Raw genomic sequence first — 16,849 nt, 5'->3', positions numbered from 1 at the left:
GTGCTGTGCGACACTCAGCTCAATAGAGCAGCTGCGGCAGGAACAGCACGATACCCGGGAACACCAGCACCAGCAACGCACGCGCCGTGCCGGCCACCCAGAACGGTGTCACACCGCGGAAGATGGTCCCCGTGGAGACGTCCGGCAGCACCGCTCGCAATACGAACACGTTCATCCCCACCGGCGGCGTGATCAGGCTGATCTCGATCACGATCACCACCAGGATGCCGAACCACACCAGGTCGTAGCCCAGCCCCGCCACCACCGGGAAGAACACCGGCACGGTAAGCAACAGCATCGACATGCTCTCGAACACGCAGCCCAGCACCACGTAGATGGCGATAATGACCAGGATCACCATGAAGGGCGTCACGTCCATGGCGTTGACGAAGGCCAGCAGCTCGCCCGGCAGGCCCGCGCGGTTGATGAAATTGGCAAAGATCAGCGCGGTCAGTACCACGGCGAACAGCATGGCGGTGGTGCGCACGGTGTCCATCAGCACGTTCATCAGCACCTGCGGCGTCAACGCACGGCGGAACAGGGCGATCAGGAAGGCGCCCATGGCGCCGATGCCCGCCGCCTCGGTGGGCGTGAACACGCCCAGGTAGATGCCGCCGATCACCAGCACGAACAGCGCCAGGGTGCTGCCGACGCTCTTCAGCGCCGCCATGCGCTCGCTCCACGGCACCTTCTCGCCGGCGGGGCCGGCGTCCGGGTCGCGCCACATTACCCATTTCACCGCCAGCAGGTAAAGCACGATGCCCAGCATGCCGGGGATGAAGCCGGCGGCGAACAGCTCGCGAATACTGGTCTCGGTGAGGATGCCGTAGATCACCAGCATCACGCTGGGCGGGATCAGGATGCCCAAGGTGCCGCCGGCGGCGATGGAGGCCGAGGCCAGCGAATCCTTGTAGCCGTACTTGCGCATCTGCGGCATCGCCACACGCCCCATGGTGGCGCAGGTGGCAAGGCTCGAGCCGCAGATGGCGCTGAAGCCGCCACAGGCAACGATGGTGGCCATGGCCTGGCCGCCCTTGCGGTGGCCGAGAAAGCCGTTGGAGGCGCGGAACAGCGCGTCCGACAGTCCCGCATGGGAGACGAAGTTGCCCATCAGGATGAACAGCGGAATCACCGACAGCCCGTAGTCCATGGCGGTATCCACCACCCGCCGCGCGGCCATGGCCTCGGCGGCGTTCCAGTTGCCGGTAATGAAGTAGAACCCCAGGAAGCCGACGATGCCCATGGCAAACGCCAGCGGTACCCGCAGGAATGCCAGCAGCAGCAGGGCGGCGAACCCGTACAGCGCTTCAATCATTGTCGCCTCCCCGTTCGGTGGACGGACTCAGCGGACCGCCCTGTTTGATCACCTTGAGCCCTTCCAGCAGGTAGAGCACCGCCCGACCCAGGGTCAGCAGCGCCGACAGCGCCAGCATGGCGGCGATCAGAGCGATCAGGTAACCCCGCGGGATGCGCAGGAACTCGGTCACGTCGCCCCATTCGAAGGCGCGCTGGGCCAGCAGCCAGGCGCGCTGCGCCATGACCCACAGTGCGGCCGTCACCAAGAGATTGACGATCACCTCTCGCACCCACACCAGCCGTGCGGGAAAGATGGCATCGAGCAGGTCGACGCTGACGTGCTCCTGGCGCCAGCACACCACCGGCAAGGAGAGAAACACCAGCGCCGCCAGCATCAGCTGCGTCAGCTCGACGGTGCCAAGGATCGGCGTATTGAAGAAGTAGCGTCCGGTCACGTCCGCCGTGGTCAGCAGCATCATGGCGAAGAGGGTGGCGCCTGCCACCCCCTCCAACGTCAGCTGCATGACCCGGCCGACGCGCGTCGCACGCGTCGCACGCGTCGTCAGGGTTTGCATGGTCGCCCTCCAGGCGACAATCTCGCTTTAACGCAGCGTCTCAGGAACCAGGCTCTCGACGCTCTCGTCCTCGGCGGCGGCAGTGAGCTGCTCGCGGAAGTGCTCGATAGCTGCCATGCCATCAACGCCACGGTTCGCGGAGACCGAATCGGCCCACTCGGAAACCATGCTGTCGCTCATGCTACGCAGCGACTCGAGATCGTCGCCTCCGAGCTCGGTGAAGGTGTGGCCCTGCTCCTCGGCAAAGGCAACACCTCGCACATCCATGGTGTCCATCATGTAGCCGAACAGGCGCGACAGGCGCTCACCAGAAACTTCTTCGATGGCGGCTCGGTCTTCGTCAGAAACCTGGTCCCAGAACATCGGGTTCATGACGATGGTGAAGCTGCCACGATAGAAGCCGCCGTCCACTTTCAATGTGTAGGGAAAGATCTCGGCCACGCGGAAGCTGCGCAGACCCTCGGGCACCAGCATGGCGCCGTCGATGACCCCCTGCGAGCCAGCCTCGTAGACACCGGTGGGCGGCAGCGCAACGCCGGTCAGCTCCAGGGCGTTGGAAAGATCGCCCATCACACCACCACCCACACGAATGCGCTTGCCTCTCATGTCATCGAGGGTCTCGTACTGCTCGCTGCTGAAGATCCAGCCCGGGCCGTGCACGCCGGCTGCTACCACATCGACACCGCGATGCTCGCCGGCGCCAGCCAGGTGTTCCTGATGGGTGCGCCAGTAGGCGGCAGAGGCGTTCTCGGAGGAGAAGTCCTCGAAGGTGGGAAACTCGGGCAGCTTGGTCAGCTGGAAGCGGCCGGTGTTGTAGCCATGGAAAACCCAGGTGGCATCGGCGATGCCGTCGGCGACGATCTCCATCTGGGAGGCGGGCGGCCCCATGTCGTGGACGACTTCGACGGTGACACGGCCCTCGGTGGCCTCCTCGATCCAGGCCTTCCAAGTGGGCCATACCATCGTGTTGATGCCGTGGTTGGGACCCGCCCAGGTGCTGACCGTGATCGTGGTCTGGGCCAGGGCCGAAGTGCTCATGATGGCGGCGGTCAGGGTACCGATTACCAGGCCTGTCTTCTTGTGCATTGTGAGTTCCTCCATTGTCACAGGCGGGTGGCGCGCTTGCGTATGGTTGTTATGGGCAAAACGATACAACAAATGGCTCATCACACATGATATTGGAAACACGTTGGTTCTTACAATGCCTTTCTCTCTACCTCCTTCGCGACATAGACGCGACCATCATCTAACAACACCTAAGTCTAATCATGAATTTATTCTATATATATCAACAAGATATTACATAATTGACAATCCATCTCAAAATCGCCCCCACGCAGAAAAGCCAACCAAGGAAAAAAATCTTGTTACGGAATTTTCACGTCGCAAAAAAAACCGGCAACCAATGTTGCCGGCCTTGGGGAAACAGGGTGAAAGACCAAGTCAGCCAATCCGCTCCAGCTGGCGCTCCAGCTTGCGCATCACGTTGAGCAGGTCGCGGTACTCACCGGCGGTGAGGGTCGCCACCAGCTCCGCCTCCCACGCCTGGGCCTCGGGAATCAGCTTGGTCAGCAGCCGCTGCCCCTCCGGCGTGAGGTGAAGGTCCTGCAGCCGCTGGTCGGTGGGCGAAGGGGTGCGGCTTACCAGACCGCGATCTTCCAGCACCTGAATGGCCCGCGAGACCCGGGCCTTGTCCATGTTGGTGTAGGCGCAGATTTTCTTCGCCGTCATCTCGTCGCAGTGGCTGAGCCAGGCCAGCACCCGCCACTGGGCGATGTTGAGCTGGTAGCGCTCTTGATAGAGCTCGGCCAGCGCCTGGCTGATACGATCGGCCAGGCTGTTGAGCCGATAGGGCAGGAACTGGTTGAGATCCAGCTCCGGCTTGGTCGGCGCATCGGTCAGGCTCTTATCGCCTTCTCCGGCGAGGTCGACCTGACTCTCATCCATGTTCATCTCGATGACTCCTCACCTACGCTTGGCAGCATTCAATAGAGCAGCTGCGGCAGGAACAGCACGATACCCGGGAACACCAGCACCAGCAACGCACGCGCCGTGCCGGCCACCCAGAACGGTGTCACACCGCGGAAGATGGTCCCCGTGGAGACGTCCGGCAGCACCGCTCGCAATACGAACACGTTCATCCCCACCGGCGGCGTGATCAGGCTGATCTCGATCACGATCACCACCAGGATGCCGAACCACACCAGGTCGTAGCCCAGCCCCGCCACCACCGGGAAGAACACCGGCACGGTAAGCAACAGCATCGACATGCTCTCGAACACGCAGCCCAGCACCACGTAGATGGCGATAATGACCAGGATCACCATGAAGGGCGTCACGTCCATGGCGTTGACGAAGGCCAGCAGCTCGCCCGGCAGGCCCGCGCGGTTGATGAAATTGGCAAAGATCAGCGCGGTCAGTACCACGGCGAACAGCATGGCGGTGGTGCGCACGGTGTCCATCAGCACGTTCATCAGCACCTGCGGCGTCAACGCACGGCGGAACAGGGCGATCAGGAAGGCGCCCATGGCGCCGATGCCCGCCGCCTCGGTGGGCGTGAACACGCCCAGGTAGATGCCGCCGATCACCAGCACGAACAGCGCCAGGGTGCTGCCGACGCTCTTCAGCGCCGCCATGCGCTCGCTCCACGGCACCTTCTCGCCGGCGGGGCCGGCGTCCGGGTCGCGCCACATTACCCATTTCACCGCCAGCAGGTAAAGCACGATGCCCAGCATGCCGGGGATGAAGCCGGCGGCGAACAGCTCGCGAATACTGGTCTCGGTGAGGATGCCGTAGATCACCAGCATCACGCTGGGCGGGATCAGGATGCCCAAGGTGCCGCCGGCGGCGATGGAGGCCGAGGCCAGCGAATCCTTGTAGCCGTACTTGCGCATCTGCGGCATCGCCACACGCCCCATGGTGGCGCAGGTGGCAAGGCTCGAGCCGCAGATGGCGCTGAAGCCGCCACAGGCAACGATGGTGGCCATGGCCTGGCCGCCCTTGCGGTGGCCGAGAAAGCCGTTGGAGGCGCGGAACAGCGCGTCCGACAGTCCCGCATGGGAGACGAAGTTGCCCATCAGGATGAACAGCGGAATCACCGACAGCCCGTAGTCCATGGCGGTATCCACCACCCGCCGCGCGGCCATGGCCTCGGCGGCGTTCCAGTTGCCGGTAATGAAGTAGAACCCCAGGAAGCCGACGATGCCCATGGCAAACGCCAGCGGTACCCGCAGGAATGCCAGCAGCAGCAGGGCGGCGAACCCGTACAGCGCTTCAATCATTGTCGCCTCCCCGTTCGGTGGACGGACTCAGCGGACCGCCCTGTTTGATCACCTTGAGCCCTTCCAGCAGGTAGAGCACCGCCCGACCCAGGGTCAGCAGCGCCGACAGCGCCAGCATGGCGGCGATCAGAGCGATCAGGTAACCCCGCGGGATGCGCAGGAACTCGGTCACGTCGCCCCATTCGAAGGCGCGCTGGGCCAGCAGCCAGGCGCGCTGGGCCATGACCCACAGCGCCGCAGTGACGATCAGGTTGACCAGCACCTGGCGGATCCAGATCAGACCCGAGGGGAATACCGAATCGAGCAGGTCGACGCTGACGTGCTCCTCGCGCCAGCACACCACCGGCAGCGACAGGAACACCAGCGCTGCCAGCATCAGTTGCGTCAGCTCGACGGTGCCAAGGATGGGCGTATTGAAGAAGTAGCGTCCGGTCACGTCCGCCGTGGTCAGCAGCATCATGGCGAAGAGGGTAGCGCCTGCCACCCCCTCCAGCGTCAGCTGCATGACACGGCCGACCCGAAACCATAGTGTGGACGAGGTCGGCATGGTCAAGCCTCCACAGGTCGAAGCGGGTTACTGGCGCACGACGCGATCGGCAATGCCCTCGCTCTCGGCGGCCAGGGCCAGCTGCTCGCGGAAATGCTCCAGCGCGGTCTCGGCATCGATGCCGCGATCCGCCACGTCACTGGACCAGTTGGCGATCAGCTCCTCGGTCACGCCGCGCAGCTTCTCGATGTCCTCCTCGGAGACCTCGGTAAAGGTGGCGCCACGCTCCTTGCCGAACTCGACGCCGCTCTCGTCGGAGACATCCATCATGTAGCCGAACAGGCGCGACAGGTGCTCGCCGGAGACGCTCTCGATCGCCTCGCGATCCTCGGGCGAGATCTGATCCCAGAACAGCGGGTTCATGACGATGGCGAAGCTGCCGCGATAGAAGCCGCCGTCGACGGTGAGGGTGTGCGGCGCGACTTCGGCCACGCGGAAGCTGCGCAGGCTCTCCAGGGTGAGCATGGCGCCGTCGACCACGCCCTGGGAGGCGGCCTCGTAGACCCCGGTGGGAGGCACTGCCACGCCGGTCACGCCCATGGCATCGGCCAGGCCGCTCATCACGCCACCGCCCACCCGCAGGCGCTTGCCGCGCAGGTCATCCAGGGAGTCGACCTGACTGCGGGTGAAAATCTGCCCCGGACCGTGAACGCCCATGGCCAGCACGTCGACACCGCGATGCTCGTTGGCCTGGGCCAGGTGCTCCTGATGGGTGTGCCAGTAAGCTGCCGCGGCATCTTCGGAGGAGAACTCCTCGAAGGTGGGGAATTCAGGCAGCTGGGTGGCCAGGAAGCGACCGGCCATGTGGGCATGGAAGATCCAGCTGGCATCGGCGATGCCGTCGGCGACGATCTCCATCTGCGCGGCGGGGGGACCCATGTCGTGCACCACCTCGACGGTGACGCGACCCTCGGTGGCTTCTTCGATCCACGCCTTCCAGGTGGGCCAGACGATGGTGTTGACGCCATGGTTGGGGCCGCCCCAGGTGCTGACGGTGATAGTTTCCTGGGCCTGGGCAGCGGCGCCGAGGCTGACGCCGAACGCCGCCACGGCGCCAATCATGAGGCGATTTGTGATTTTCATTGCGTGCTCCTAGGTCGTCACGGGAGGCGAACTTGCGCCACGTTGAGTCCCTGAATTGTTGTATCGCGGCTTGGCGCTCGACGATGGGAAGTCATGAGGCGTGAGCGCAACCGCCTGATGTATCACGCTGCCACCATGCCCGACAGATAATCTCCCGTGCAACTAATTTGAAGGAGAAATGGATTAGACTTAGGTCGCAAAAAACCCAAAACCCCATGATCCAAGGCAAATTTTTGCCAATCTCTCCCCTCTTGCTTTGCCGTTTGGTCCGTGGTTTGCTGGACATATAGTTTCATTCACAACTATGCTGAACCTCATACGACGACCATCATGGCCAATTGCGGCCAGCGTCGCCCTGCATGCCGACCCTGACGAATCCTGGAGGAACCATGAGCAAGAAGTTCGCTTCCCACGCCGACACCGAAGAGAAGCAGGTCAGCTTCACCCAGCTGGCCGAGGGCCTGTATGCCTATACCGCCGAGGGCGACCCCAACACCGGCGTGGTGATCGGCGACGACAGCGTGATGGTGATCGACACCCAAGCCACCCCGATCATGGCCCAGGACGTGATTCGCCGAATCCGCGAAGTCACCGACCTGCCGATCAAGCACGTGGTGATGACCCATTACCATGCCGTACGCGTGCTGGGCGCCTCGGCCTACGACGCCGAGAACATCTACGCCAGCCAGAACACCTACGACCTGATCGTCGAGCGCGGCCAGCAGGACTACGAGTCCGAAGTCGGCCGCTTCCCGCGCCTGTTCAAGGGCGTCGACTCGGTGCCCGGCCTGACCTGGCCCAACATCGTGTTCCAGCAGGAGCTGACGGTGTTCATGGGCAAGCGCGAGGTGCGCATCATCCATCTGGGCCGCGGCCACACCAAGGGCGACACCATCGTCTGGCTACCCGAAGAGAAGGTGATGTTCTCCGGTGACCTGGTCGAGTACGGCGCCACCCCCTACACCGGCGACGCCTACCACGAGGACTGGCCGGCCACCCTCGACCGCCTGCAGGCGATGAATCCGCAGAAACTGGTACCAGGGCGTGGCGATGCGCTGCAGACGCCCGAGCAGTGCCAGGAAGCGATCCAGGGCACCCGTGACTTCCTCAACGACATGTACGAAAGCGTCAAGGCGGGCAAGGCCGCCGGCAAGCCGCTCTCCGAGTGCTACGCCGAGACCTACGCCAAGCTCAAGCCGAAGTACGGCCACTGGGTGATCTTCGATCACTGCCTGCCGTTCGATATCACCCGTTGCTACGACGAAGCCGGCGGCGAGCATCCCGACCCGCGCATCTGGACCGCCGAGCGCGACACCGCCATGTGGCACTCGCTGCAGGAAGTCGTCGAGAACCAGTAACACCACACCCAACCTTGCCGAAGCCATTACGGCGAGCGGTATCGCAGGCAGGCGCCAAGCGCCTGCCTGCGGCGCAGCCGCGGTCGGAGGAAGCATGCCAACTACCTACAACAATCCCGTCTACCCGTATCGACGCCCGCCGGAGCTCGACCGCGACGACATCCGCCACTGCCCGGTGGTGATCGTCGGCGCCGGCCCTACCGGCCTGGCCATGGCCATCGATCTGGCCCAGCAGGGCATCGAGAGCGTGGTGCTCGACGACAACAATACCGTCAGCGTCGGCTCGCGGGCGATCTGCTTCGCCAAGCGCACCCTGGAAATCCTCGACCGCCTGGGCTGTGCCCAGCCGATGGTCGACAAGGGCGTGACCTGGCAGCACGGCCGCGTCTTCTTTCAGGAGCGCGAGGTCTACGACTTCAACCTACTGCCGGAGGAGGGGCATCGCATGCCCGCCTTCATCAACCTGCAGCAGTACTACTTCGAGGAGTACCTGGTCGATCGGGCCAACCAGCTCGATGGCCTCATCGACCTGCGCTGGAAGCACAAGGTCACCGAGGTCGACGCCCAGGCCGAGCGCAGCGAGGTAATGGTCAGCACCGAGGACGGCGACTACCGCCTCTCCTGCGACTACCTGCTGGTGGCCGACGGCGCCAACAGCAAGATTCGCGACATGCTGGGCCTCGAGAGCCGTGGCCAGGTGTTCCAGGACCGCTTCCTGATCGCCGATGTGCTGATGAAGGCGGACTTCCCCACCGAGCGCTGGTTCTGGTTCGACCCGCCCTTCCACCCCAACCAGTCGGTGCTGCTGCACCGTCAGCCGGATAACGTCTGGCGCATCGACTTCCAGCTGGGCTGGGACGCCGACCCGGAGGAGGAGAAGAAGGAGGAGAACATCCGCCCCCGCGTGCAGGCGATGCTCGGCGAAGACGTGGAGTTCGAACTGGAGTGGGCCAGCGTCTACACCTTCCGCTGCCGCAAGATGGACAGCTACATCCACCACCGGGTGTTCTTCATGGGCGACGCCGCCCACCAGGTCTCGCCCTTCGGCGCGCGCGGCGCCAACGGCGCCCTGCAGAGCACCGAGAACCTGGCTTGGAAGCTGGCCCGGGTGCTCAAGGGCCAGGCTCCCGAAGCCCTGCTCGCCACCTACGACGACGAGCGCCAGCACGGCGCGGCGGAGAACATCCTCAACTCGACGCGGGCCACCGACTTCATCACGCCCAAGAGCCGCGTCAGCCGGCTGTTCCGCGACAGCGTGCTGGAACTGGCCGAGGACTACCCCTTCGCCCGCAGCCTGGTCAACAGCGGCCGCCTGTCCATGCCGTGCCGCTACGACGGCTCGCCGCTCAACGGCCATGAAGCAGAGGGATTGCCCCTGGAACTGCGCCCCGGCAGCCCGGCCAAGGACGCACCGATCGGCCTGGCCGGCGAGCGCGCCTGGCTGCTCAACCAGCTGGGCGAGCGTTTCACGCTGCTGCTCGACGGCCGCGTCGACAGTGCCGCCGCCGAGACCCTGCGTCGCGACCTGGCGCCGCTGCTCGACGGCCAGCCCGACCTCGACCTGCTGGTCGTCGGCCCTGCGCCCCACGCCCTGACCGAGCTGCCGCGCAGCCGCCAGCTCGAGGACGTGGAGAACCTGGTCGGCGAGCGCTACGGCCTCACCGCCGGCACCGGCTACCTGATCCGCCCCGACCAGCACGTCAGCGCACGCTGGAGTCGTGTCGATGCCGCCAGCGTGGGCGAAGCACTGGACTGCGCCCTGGGCGCGCACCTTGCCCCTTCCACCGTTCAGGGAGGCACCCATGCCACGGCTTGAGCTCAACCCCAACTTCACCGACCCGGATGCCTTCTACGCCGCGCTGACCGAGCTTCATCGCGAGCGCAGCGAGGCCGAGAGCGAGCGGATCAACGCCCGCCTGATCCTGCTGCTGGCCAACCACGTCGGCGACCAGCAGGTACTCGAGGAGGCCCTGGCCATCGCCGGCCAGGCAGCCTCGTCGCCAGGCGAGCAGCGTGCCGGCGAGTGATCGCAGGTACCCCGCGACAGGCCAGTGAACAACAAAGCCTCAACAGGACGTTGATAAAGAGGACCCCGACATGACGACCCAAGCGCTCGAGACCATGAGCGGTTTTCGCAACCACTTCGCCACCGAGGCGCTGCCCGGCGCCCTGCCTAAGGGCCAGAACTCGCCGCAGCGCTGCGCCTACGGCCTCTACGCCGAGCAGCTCACCGGCTCGGCCTTCACCGCCCCACGCCACCAGAACCTGCGCAGCTGGCTCTATCGCATCCGCCCCTCGGTGGTGCAGAGCGAGTACCGTCCGCTGGAGAACCCGCAGGTGGCGACCTCGCCGCTGACCAGGCCCGCCGCCGACCCCAACCAGATGCGCTGGGACCCGCTGCCGATTCCCGCCGAGCCCACCGACTTCATCGACGGCCTGCTCACCATCGCAGTCAACGGTGATGCCGGCACCCAGGCCGGCTGCGGTGTGCACGTCTACGCCTGCAACCGCGACATGACCGAGCGCTTCTTCTACGACGCCGACGGCGAGCTGTTGATCGTGCCGCAGCAGGGCACCCTGCGCCTGCGCACCGAGCTCGGCGAGCTGGAGGTCAAAGGCGGCGAGATCGCCGTGATTCCCCGCGGCATCAAGTTCCAGGTGCGCCTGGCCGAGGGCTGTGGCGCCGCCCGCGGCTACGTCTGCGAGAACTACGGCAGCCCCCTGGAGCTGCCCGGCCTCGGCCCCATCGGCGCCAACGGCCTGGCCAACCCGCGCGACTTCCTCTCGCCCGTGGCGGCCTACGAGGATGTAAAGGGCGACTTCGAGCTGGTGGCCAAGTTCTCCGGCCGCTTCTGGTCCACCCGGCTCGGCCACTCGCCGCTGGACGTGGTGGCCTGGCACGGCAATTACGCGCCCTACAAGTACGACCTGGCCAACTTCAACACCATCAACACGGTGAGTTTCGATCACCCTGACCCCTCGATCTTCACCGTGCTGACCTCGCCCTCCGACACCCCGGGCATGGCCAACCTCGACTTCGTGATCTTCCCGCCGCGCTGGATGGTGGCCGAGAACACCTTCCGCCCGCCCTACTTCCATCGCAACCTGATGAGCGAGTTCATGGGCCTGATCCACGGCGAGTACGACGCCAAGGCCGAGGGCTTCCTGCCCGGCGGCGCCAGCCTGCACAACTGCATGTCGCCCCACGGCCCCGACGCCGAAACCTTCGAGAAGGCATCGAATGCCGAGCTGACGCCGCAGCGCCTGGATGCGACCCTGGCCTTCATGTTCGAGAGCCGCTACGTCTACCATCCCACCGAGGCAGCGCTGAACGCCGACATTCGCCAGCGCGACTACGTGGATGTCTGGTCGACCCTGCGCTCGCACTTCGATCCGAAGCAGCCTTGAAGGCCGAGAGACGAAACGCTGAACCGGACGGGGCCGCCGAGCCCCGCCCCTGACGAAAAGGATTGAGACAAGATGAAACTCGCCACTTTGAAAAACGGCCGCGACGGTGAACTGCTGGTGGTCTCCCGCGACCTCACTCGCGCCGTCTCCGCCAGCGATATCGCGCCCACCCTGCAGCAGGCGATCGAGAACTGGGACGCGGTGAGCCCGAAACTGGAAGCACGCTACGCCGAGCTCAACGACGGCAGCGCCGAGGGCGCCTTCGCGCTGGACCAGAGCAAGCTGCACTCGCCGCTGCCGCGCAGCTACCACTGGGCCGACGGCTCCGCCTATCTCAACCACGTCAAGCTGGTGCGCCAGGCGCGCAACGCCGAGATGCCGGAAACCTTCTGGAGCGACCCGCTGATGTACCAGGGTGGCGGCGACAAGTTCCTTGCTCCCACCGAGGACATCGAGGCGGTCAGCGAAGAGCACGGCATCGACTTCGAGGGCGAGATCGCGGTGATCACCGACGACGTGCCCATGGCGGTCACCCCGGAACAGGCCGCCGGCCACATCAAGCTGATCATGCTGGTCAACGACGTCAGCCTGCGCGGCCTGATCCCCGGCGAGCTGGCCAAGGGCTTCGGCTTCTTCCAGGCCAAGCCGGCGTCGAGCTTCTCGCCGATCTGCGTCACCCCCGACGAGCTCGGCGACGCCTGGCAGGAGGGCAAGGTCCATCTGCCGCTGACCGTGCACCTCAACGGCGAGAAGTTCGGCGAGCCGGAGGCCGGCCCCGACATGATCTTCAGCTTCCCGCAGTTGGTCGCCCATGCGGCCAAGACCCGCTATCTGGGCGCCGGCGCCATCGTCGGCTCGGGCACCGTCTCCAACCCCGACCCCGACGGCGGCCCCGGAAAGCCGATCAATGAGGGTGGCGTGGGCTACAGCTGCCTGGCGGAGGTGCGCATGGTGGAGCAGATCCTGCACGGTGCGGCCAAGACCCCCTTCCTGCGCTTCGGTGACCGGGTGCGTATCGAGATGTTCGACCGCGAGGGCAACAGCATCTTCGGCACCATCGACCAGCAGGTGGTGCAGTACCAGCCCAAGTGAATCTGAGGAGTCCAGGCATGACCACGCTATATGGCTATTTCCGCTCCTCGGCGGCCTACCGGGTGCGCATCGCGCTGAACCTCAAGGGCCTGGACTACGCCCAGGCCCCGGTCAACCTGGTCAAGGGCGAGCAGCGCGGCGAGGAGAACCTCGCCCGCAATCCCCAGGGGCTGGTGCCGATCCTCGAGACCGACGAGGGCGCGCAGCTGACCCAGTCGCTGGCGATCTGCGAGTACCTCGACGAGCGCTACCCGGCGCCCGCGCTGCTGCCAGCCGACGCCGTGGGCCGCGCCCGGGTGCGCTCGCTGGCTCAGCTGGTGGCCTGCGAGATTCATCCGCTCAACAACCTCAAGGTGCTCAAGTACCTGGTAGGTGAGCTGAAGGTGGACGAGGAGGCCAAGCTGGCCTGGTACCGTCACTGGATCGCCGAGGGTTTCGCCGCCCTGGAGGCGAGGCTGGCCGGCGAGAGTGCCACCGGTGAGTTCTGCCACGGCGACAGTCCGACCCTGGCAGATCTCTGCCTGGTGCCGCAGCTGTTCAACGCCGAGCGCTTCGAGTGCGATCTCTCGGCGTATCCGACAATCCGGCGTATCGCCGAGCGCTGTCGCAGCCTGGAAGCCTTCGCCAAGGCCGCTCCGGGGGAGCAACCGGATGCCGGCTGAGCATTGCCAGGGTAAATAGGCTATATTAAGCAAGCTAACGACTAGCGGGCGCCGCCCTTCCCTGCTCCAACCAGGAGCGGGAAGAGCGGCGCCCGCTGGTCGTTGTTCGCCCTTCGAGGTGCCCTTCGAGGAGAGTTCAATGTGCTGAGGCTGAAGTCCCCCGCCACGGTAATCACCCTGGCGGCGCTGACCGCGCTGGGCCCGCTGGCCACCGACATGTACCTTCCCGCGATGCCGGCCATGGCCGCGGCGCTGGACACCGGCCCCGACCAGGTGCAGCTGACCCTGAGCCTGTACATGGCCGGCTTCGCCGCCGCGCAGCTGTTCTGCGGCCCGTTCTCCGATCGTTTCGGGCGCAAGCCGGTGATGATTTTCGGCTTCAGCCTGTTCCTGGTGGCGAGCCTGCTGTGCGCCTTCGCGCCCAGCATCGAGTGGCTGCTGGCCGGGCGTTTCCTGCAGGCGCTGGGCGGCGCCACCGGGCCGGTGCTGGGGCGTGCCGCGGTGCGCGACATCTACGGCCCCATCGAGGCCGGGCGCATCCTCTCCTACATGGCCAGCACCATGTCACTGGCCCCGGCACTGGCGCCTATCATCGGCGCCGGGCTGCTGCTGTTCTGGGGGTGGGAGTCGGTTTTCGTGCTGCTGGCGATCTACGCCGCGGCAATGCTACCGCTGCTGATCCTGGCACTGCCGGAGCCACTGCCGCCGGAGCGTCGCCAGTCGATCCACCCTGCGGCGATCCTGGCCAATTTCCGCATGCTGCTCGGCCAGCGCACCTTCATGGGCTATACCTTGACCAACGCGGCGGCCTTCTCGGGGCTGTTCGCCTACCTCTCGGGCTCGTCGTTCGTGCTGATCGACTTCCTCGGCGTCTCGCCCTTCCAATACGGCCTGTTCTTCACCCTGATCGTGGCCGGCTTCTTCGTCGGCACCCTGCTCAGCGGCCGCTACAGCCACCGTCTGGGCCGCGAGCGCCTGGTCGGCCTGGGTAGCCTCACCTGCGCACTGGGTGGCAGCCTCATGCTGATACTGGCGCTCGCCGGGGTATACACCACCTGGGCCGTGGTGGGCCCGCATGTGCTGTTCATGATCGGCATGGGCGTGCTGATGCCGCAGTCGATGACCGGCGCCCTGGCGCCCAACCCGCACTGCGCCGGCTCGGCATCGTCGCTGTTCGGCTTCCTGCAGATGAGCATCGCCGCGGTGGTAGGCAGCACGGTGGCGCAGCTGCACGATGGTACCTCGCAAACCATGGCCATCGTCGTGGCGCTGGGCGGCCTGCTGGCCGTGGCGAGCTTCCTGGGTCTGGTCCGTCCCGCCGAGCGGGCGATGAAGGCGCAGCAGGCCGAGGGGGGCGAACCGTGAGCGCCGCGTCGCCCCCCAGCCGGCTCGTCATCCTGCTGCTGGCCCTGGCCGGCTTTGCCAGCATGGCCTCGATGCGGGTCACCGATGCCATGCTGCCGGCGCTATCGCAGGCCTTCGCCCGTCCTGTGGCCGATGTGGCGCAGAACATCACCCTGTTCGCCATCGCCTACGGAGTGATGCAGCTCGCCTATGGCCCGCTGGGCGACCGCCACGGCACCCTGCGGGTGATTGGCCTGGCCACGCTGGCCTGCGCCCTGGGCGCGCTGGGGTCGGCGCTCTCCGACTCGCTGTCGATGCTGCTGCTGTTCCGCACCCTGACCGGTGCCACCGCCGCGGCCATCATCCCGCTCTCCATGGCCTGGGTGGGCGACAACGTACCCTATGAGCAGCGCCAGGTGACGCTGGCCCATATGCTTTCCGGGGCGGTGATGGGCTTGATCACCGGCCAGGTGGCGGGTGGCTTTCTGGCCGATACGCTGGGCTGGCAGGCCGCCTTCCTCCTGCTCACCCTGCTCTTCCTGGCCGCGGGCGGGTTGCTGCTGGAAGCCCTGCGTCGCCAGCCGGGGCTGTCACCGGCCAAGAGCGACCTGGGTCGCGTTGCCTTCGTCTCGCGCATCCGCGAGGTGCTGCTCATCTCCCGCGCCCGGCGCATCCTGGTGCTGGTGTTTCTCGAGGGTATCGCGGCCTTCGGTGCGCTGGCCTTCGTCGCCACGCATCTCTACGAGCGGCTCGACACCTCGCTGACCCGGGCCGGGCTGATGGTGGCGCTGTTCGGCGTGGGCGGGCTGCTCTTCGCCGCCCTGGCGCGACCGCTCGTCGCTCGTCTGGGCGAGCCGGGCCTGGCCACGGGCGGGGGCGTGCTGATGGGATTAGGCTTCCTCGGGCTGGCGCTGGCGACACTTCCGGCCCTGGCCACCGTCAGCGCCTTCTGTGCCGGCCTCGGTTTCTACATGATGCACAGCACCCTGCAGATCAACGCTACCCAGATGGCGCCCGCCGTCCGCGGCACCGCCATGGCAGTGTTCGCCGGCTGCCTGTTCCTCGGCCAGTCGGTGGGTGTCAGCCTGGGCGGGCTGATACTGCGCCTGGCCAACAGCACCTGGCTGCTGGTCGGCGCCGGGCTGTGGCTGCTGGCTCTGGGACTGATATTCGCCTGGCTGTTGCGGCAGTGGCACGGCAGCCGAGCCGCGGTCTCGCCGGCTTCATGAACCACTGTCGATCAGGTCGCTGCGAAACCCCGCCACCCAGCGCATGGCCTCCTCGAGCTCGCCGTGATGGAACACACGCATCTCGGTCGTGGGAAACAGCTTGTCGGCCAGCTTGGTGGTGTTCTCGATCCAGCGCTTGTCGGCGATCACCGCGGCACGCTTGAAACGGTGGTACTCGCCTAGCTTGCTCACGGCATAAACCAGGTCACGCCACAGGGCGGCGGGGGTCATGTGGTCGAACTCGGCCATGTCGGCCAGCACGCCGATGTGCTCGTTGTGCTCGAGCTTCGCCTCGATGGCCGGGATCAATACGTCGTAGTCCGCACTGTGCAGCGTGCCGGAGATGCGGAACGCGGCGACGTATTCCGGGGCGGGCAGTGTCTCGATCATGGCGGGCTCCTCCTTGGCGGCCAGATTCGGGTCTTGGCCTTCAGGGTAGCTGCCCTCGGTGACGCTGCCTGCCCGGGGCGACCAGCCCGTGCACGGCAGGGCAAGGGGTCAGCGCTGTTTCGATCGTTCCGTCCAGCGCTCGAGCGCCTCGGCATTGGGACAGAAGACCTGGCACTCTTCACGGGAGGCCTCCTGACGCAGCGCCAGCCAGCATCCCGCCACCTTGGGACAGGCGCTACAGACGGTGCGCAGGGAATGAATGGCCGGATCGCGGCCGCAGGTGGCCGGATCGAGGCCGAAACGACGCAGCATCACCGGCAGCAGGGTCTCGGCAGGCGTGAAGCCCGCCAGCTCACGGCCGGCCAGGCAGCGGGCGATGGCCTGCTCCAAGGACGGACTCATGGGCTGGGCCAGGTCATGGATGAGCGCGCTCAGCGCCTTCGGCTTGCAACAGCGCAGCTCGAGCAGGGCACGCTCGCCTTCGAGATAGGCGTCCAGCGCCTTCTCGTCACGCGGCTGACGCGCCTTGCGGGGTGGGCGAGGTCGACTCATCAGGGCATTCCTCTGCAGGCCTTTCTTACCCT

At 65.9% G+C, this 16,849-nt stretch carries 17 protein-coding genes; 8 read left to right on the top strand and 9 right to left on the bottom strand.

All coding sequences use genetic code 11. The features are described 5' to 3' along the window. Nucleotides 1–19 precede the first annotated feature (19 nt). From H1D44_RS03495 to H1D44_RS03465, 7 genes are all read right to left on the bottom strand, one after another. A complete protein-coding gene (locus tag H1D44_RS03495; RefSeq protein ID WP_181513450.1) occupies nucleotides 20–1,315 on the bottom strand; it encodes a TRAP transporter large permease in 1,296 nt (431 codons plus the stop codon). Then, a complete protein-coding gene (locus tag H1D44_RS03490) occupies nucleotides 1,308–1,871 on the bottom strand; it encodes a TRAP transporter small permease (protein WP_238984406.1) in 564 nt (187 codons plus the stop codon). Before H1D44_RS03490 ends, H1D44_RS03495 begins: the two co-directional genes overlap by 8 nt. A gap of 27 nt (nucleotides 1,872–1,898) precedes the next feature. Further along, a complete protein-coding gene (locus tag H1D44_RS03485; protein ID WP_181513452.1) occupies nucleotides 1,899–2,957 on the bottom strand; it encodes a TRAP transporter substrate-binding protein in 1,059 nt (352 codons plus the stop codon). A 357-nt stretch (nucleotides 2,958–3,314) separates the two neighbouring features. After that, nucleotides 3,315–3,824 (bottom strand): MarR family winged helix-turn-helix transcriptional regulator, encoded by a 510-nt coding sequence (locus H1D44_RS03480; protein WP_181513451.1) that lies wholly within the window; start codon nucleotides 3,822–3,824, stop codon nucleotides 3,315–3,317. A 32-nt stretch (nucleotides 3,825–3,856) separates the two neighbouring features. Beyond that, the gene (locus H1D44_RS03475; protein WP_181513450.1) at nucleotides 3,857–5,152 is read right to left on the bottom strand and encodes a TRAP transporter large permease; all 1,296 of its coding nucleotides are present in this window, start codon (nucleotides 5,150–5,152) and stop codon (nucleotides 3,857–3,859) included. Continuing rightward, nucleotides 5,145–5,699, bottom strand: a complete 555-nt coding sequence (locus H1D44_RS03470; RefSeq protein WP_181513449.1) for a TRAP transporter small permease — start codon at nucleotides 5,697–5,699, stop codon at nucleotides 5,145–5,147. The genes H1D44_RS03475 and H1D44_RS03470 overlap by 8 nt, the downstream gene beginning before the upstream one ends. A 27-nt stretch (nucleotides 5,700–5,726) precedes the next feature. Continuing rightward, nucleotides 5,727–6,782 carry a TRAP transporter substrate-binding protein gene (locus tag H1D44_RS03465; protein WP_181513448.1) on the bottom strand — a complete coding sequence of 352 codons (1,056 nt, stop codon included), beginning with the start codon at nucleotides 6,780–6,782 and terminating at the stop codon, nucleotides 5,727–5,729. 389 nt (nucleotides 6,783–7,171) lie between these two features. Here H1D44_RS03465 and H1D44_RS03460 point away from each other — a divergent pair, with 389 nt between their 5' ends. The 8 genes from H1D44_RS03460 (at nucleotide 7,172) to H1D44_RS03425 (ending at nucleotide 15,875) form a co-directional block, all read left to right on the top strand. Further along, nucleotides 7,172–8,140: an MBL fold metallo-hydrolase gene (locus H1D44_RS03460; protein ID WP_181513447.1), complete on the top strand. Its 969-nt coding sequence runs from the start codon at nucleotides 7,172–7,174 to the stop codon at nucleotides 8,138–8,140. 94 nt (nucleotides 8,141–8,234) lie between these two features. Then, nucleotides 8,235–9,956 carry an FAD-dependent oxidoreductase gene (locus H1D44_RS03455; RefSeq protein WP_181513446.1) on the top strand — a complete coding sequence of 574 codons (1,722 nt, stop codon included), beginning with the start codon at nucleotides 8,235–8,237 and terminating at the stop codon, nucleotides 9,954–9,956. Further along, on the top strand, nucleotides 9,943–10,167 hold the full coding sequence (locus H1D44_RS03450) for a DUF2783 domain-containing protein (RefSeq protein ID WP_181513445.1): 225 nt from the start codon (nucleotides 9,943–9,945) through the stop codon (nucleotides 10,165–10,167). The genes H1D44_RS03455 and H1D44_RS03450 overlap by 14 nt, the downstream gene beginning before the upstream one ends. A 70-nt stretch (nucleotides 10,168–10,237) precedes the next feature. After that, a complete protein-coding gene (gene hmgA, locus H1D44_RS03445; RefSeq protein ID WP_181513444.1) occupies nucleotides 10,238–11,548 on the top strand; it encodes a homogentisate 1,2-dioxygenase in 1,311 nt (436 codons plus the stop codon). A 72-nt stretch (nucleotides 11,549–11,620) separates the two neighbouring features. Beyond that, nucleotides 11,621–12,640: a fumarylacetoacetate hydrolase family protein gene (locus H1D44_RS03440; RefSeq protein ID WP_181513443.1), complete on the top strand. Its 1,020-nt coding sequence runs from the start codon at nucleotides 11,621–11,623 to the stop codon at nucleotides 12,638–12,640. A gap of 17 nt (nucleotides 12,641–12,657) precedes the next feature. Then, the gene (gene maiA, locus H1D44_RS03435) at nucleotides 12,658–13,302 is read left to right on the top strand and encodes a maleylacetoacetate isomerase (protein WP_181513442.1); all 645 of its coding nucleotides are present in this window, start codon (nucleotides 12,658–12,660) and stop codon (nucleotides 13,300–13,302) included. A gap of 141 nt (nucleotides 13,303–13,443) precedes the next feature. Next, entirely contained in the window at nucleotides 13,444–14,667 is a 1,224-nt protein-coding gene (locus tag H1D44_RS03430; protein WP_181513441.1) for a Bcr/CflA family efflux MFS transporter, read from the top strand. Continuing rightward, nucleotides 14,664–15,875 (top strand): MFS transporter, encoded by a 1,212-nt coding sequence (locus H1D44_RS03425; protein WP_181513440.1) that lies wholly within the window; start codon nucleotides 14,664–14,666, stop codon nucleotides 15,873–15,875. The genes H1D44_RS03430 and H1D44_RS03425 overlap by 4 nt, the downstream gene beginning before the upstream one ends. Here H1D44_RS03425 and H1D44_RS03420 read toward each other — a convergent pair. Both H1D44_RS03420 and H1D44_RS03415 read right to left on the bottom strand, forming a co-directional pair. Further along, entirely contained in the window at nucleotides 15,870–16,265 is a 396-nt protein-coding gene (locus tag H1D44_RS03420; protein ID WP_181513439.1) for a SpoIIAA family protein, read from the bottom strand. The two genes, H1D44_RS03425 and H1D44_RS03420, sit on opposite strands and share 6 nt — an antisense overlap. 108 nt (nucleotides 16,266–16,373) lie before the next feature. Continuing rightward, nucleotides 16,374–16,817, bottom strand: a complete 444-nt coding sequence (locus H1D44_RS03415) for a hypothetical protein (protein WP_181513438.1) — start codon at nucleotides 16,815–16,817, stop codon at nucleotides 16,374–16,376. Nucleotides 16,818–16,849 lie beyond the last annotated feature (32 nt).

It is taken from the genome of Billgrantia kenyensis (assembly GCF_013697085.1).
Classification (GTDB): domain Bacteria; phylum Pseudomonadota; class Gammaproteobacteria; order Pseudomonadales; family Halomonadaceae; genus Halomonas; species Halomonas kenyensis.
Note: the sequence above shows the minus strand (reverse complement) of the source record. Positions and strands in the feature narration are given on the sequence as shown.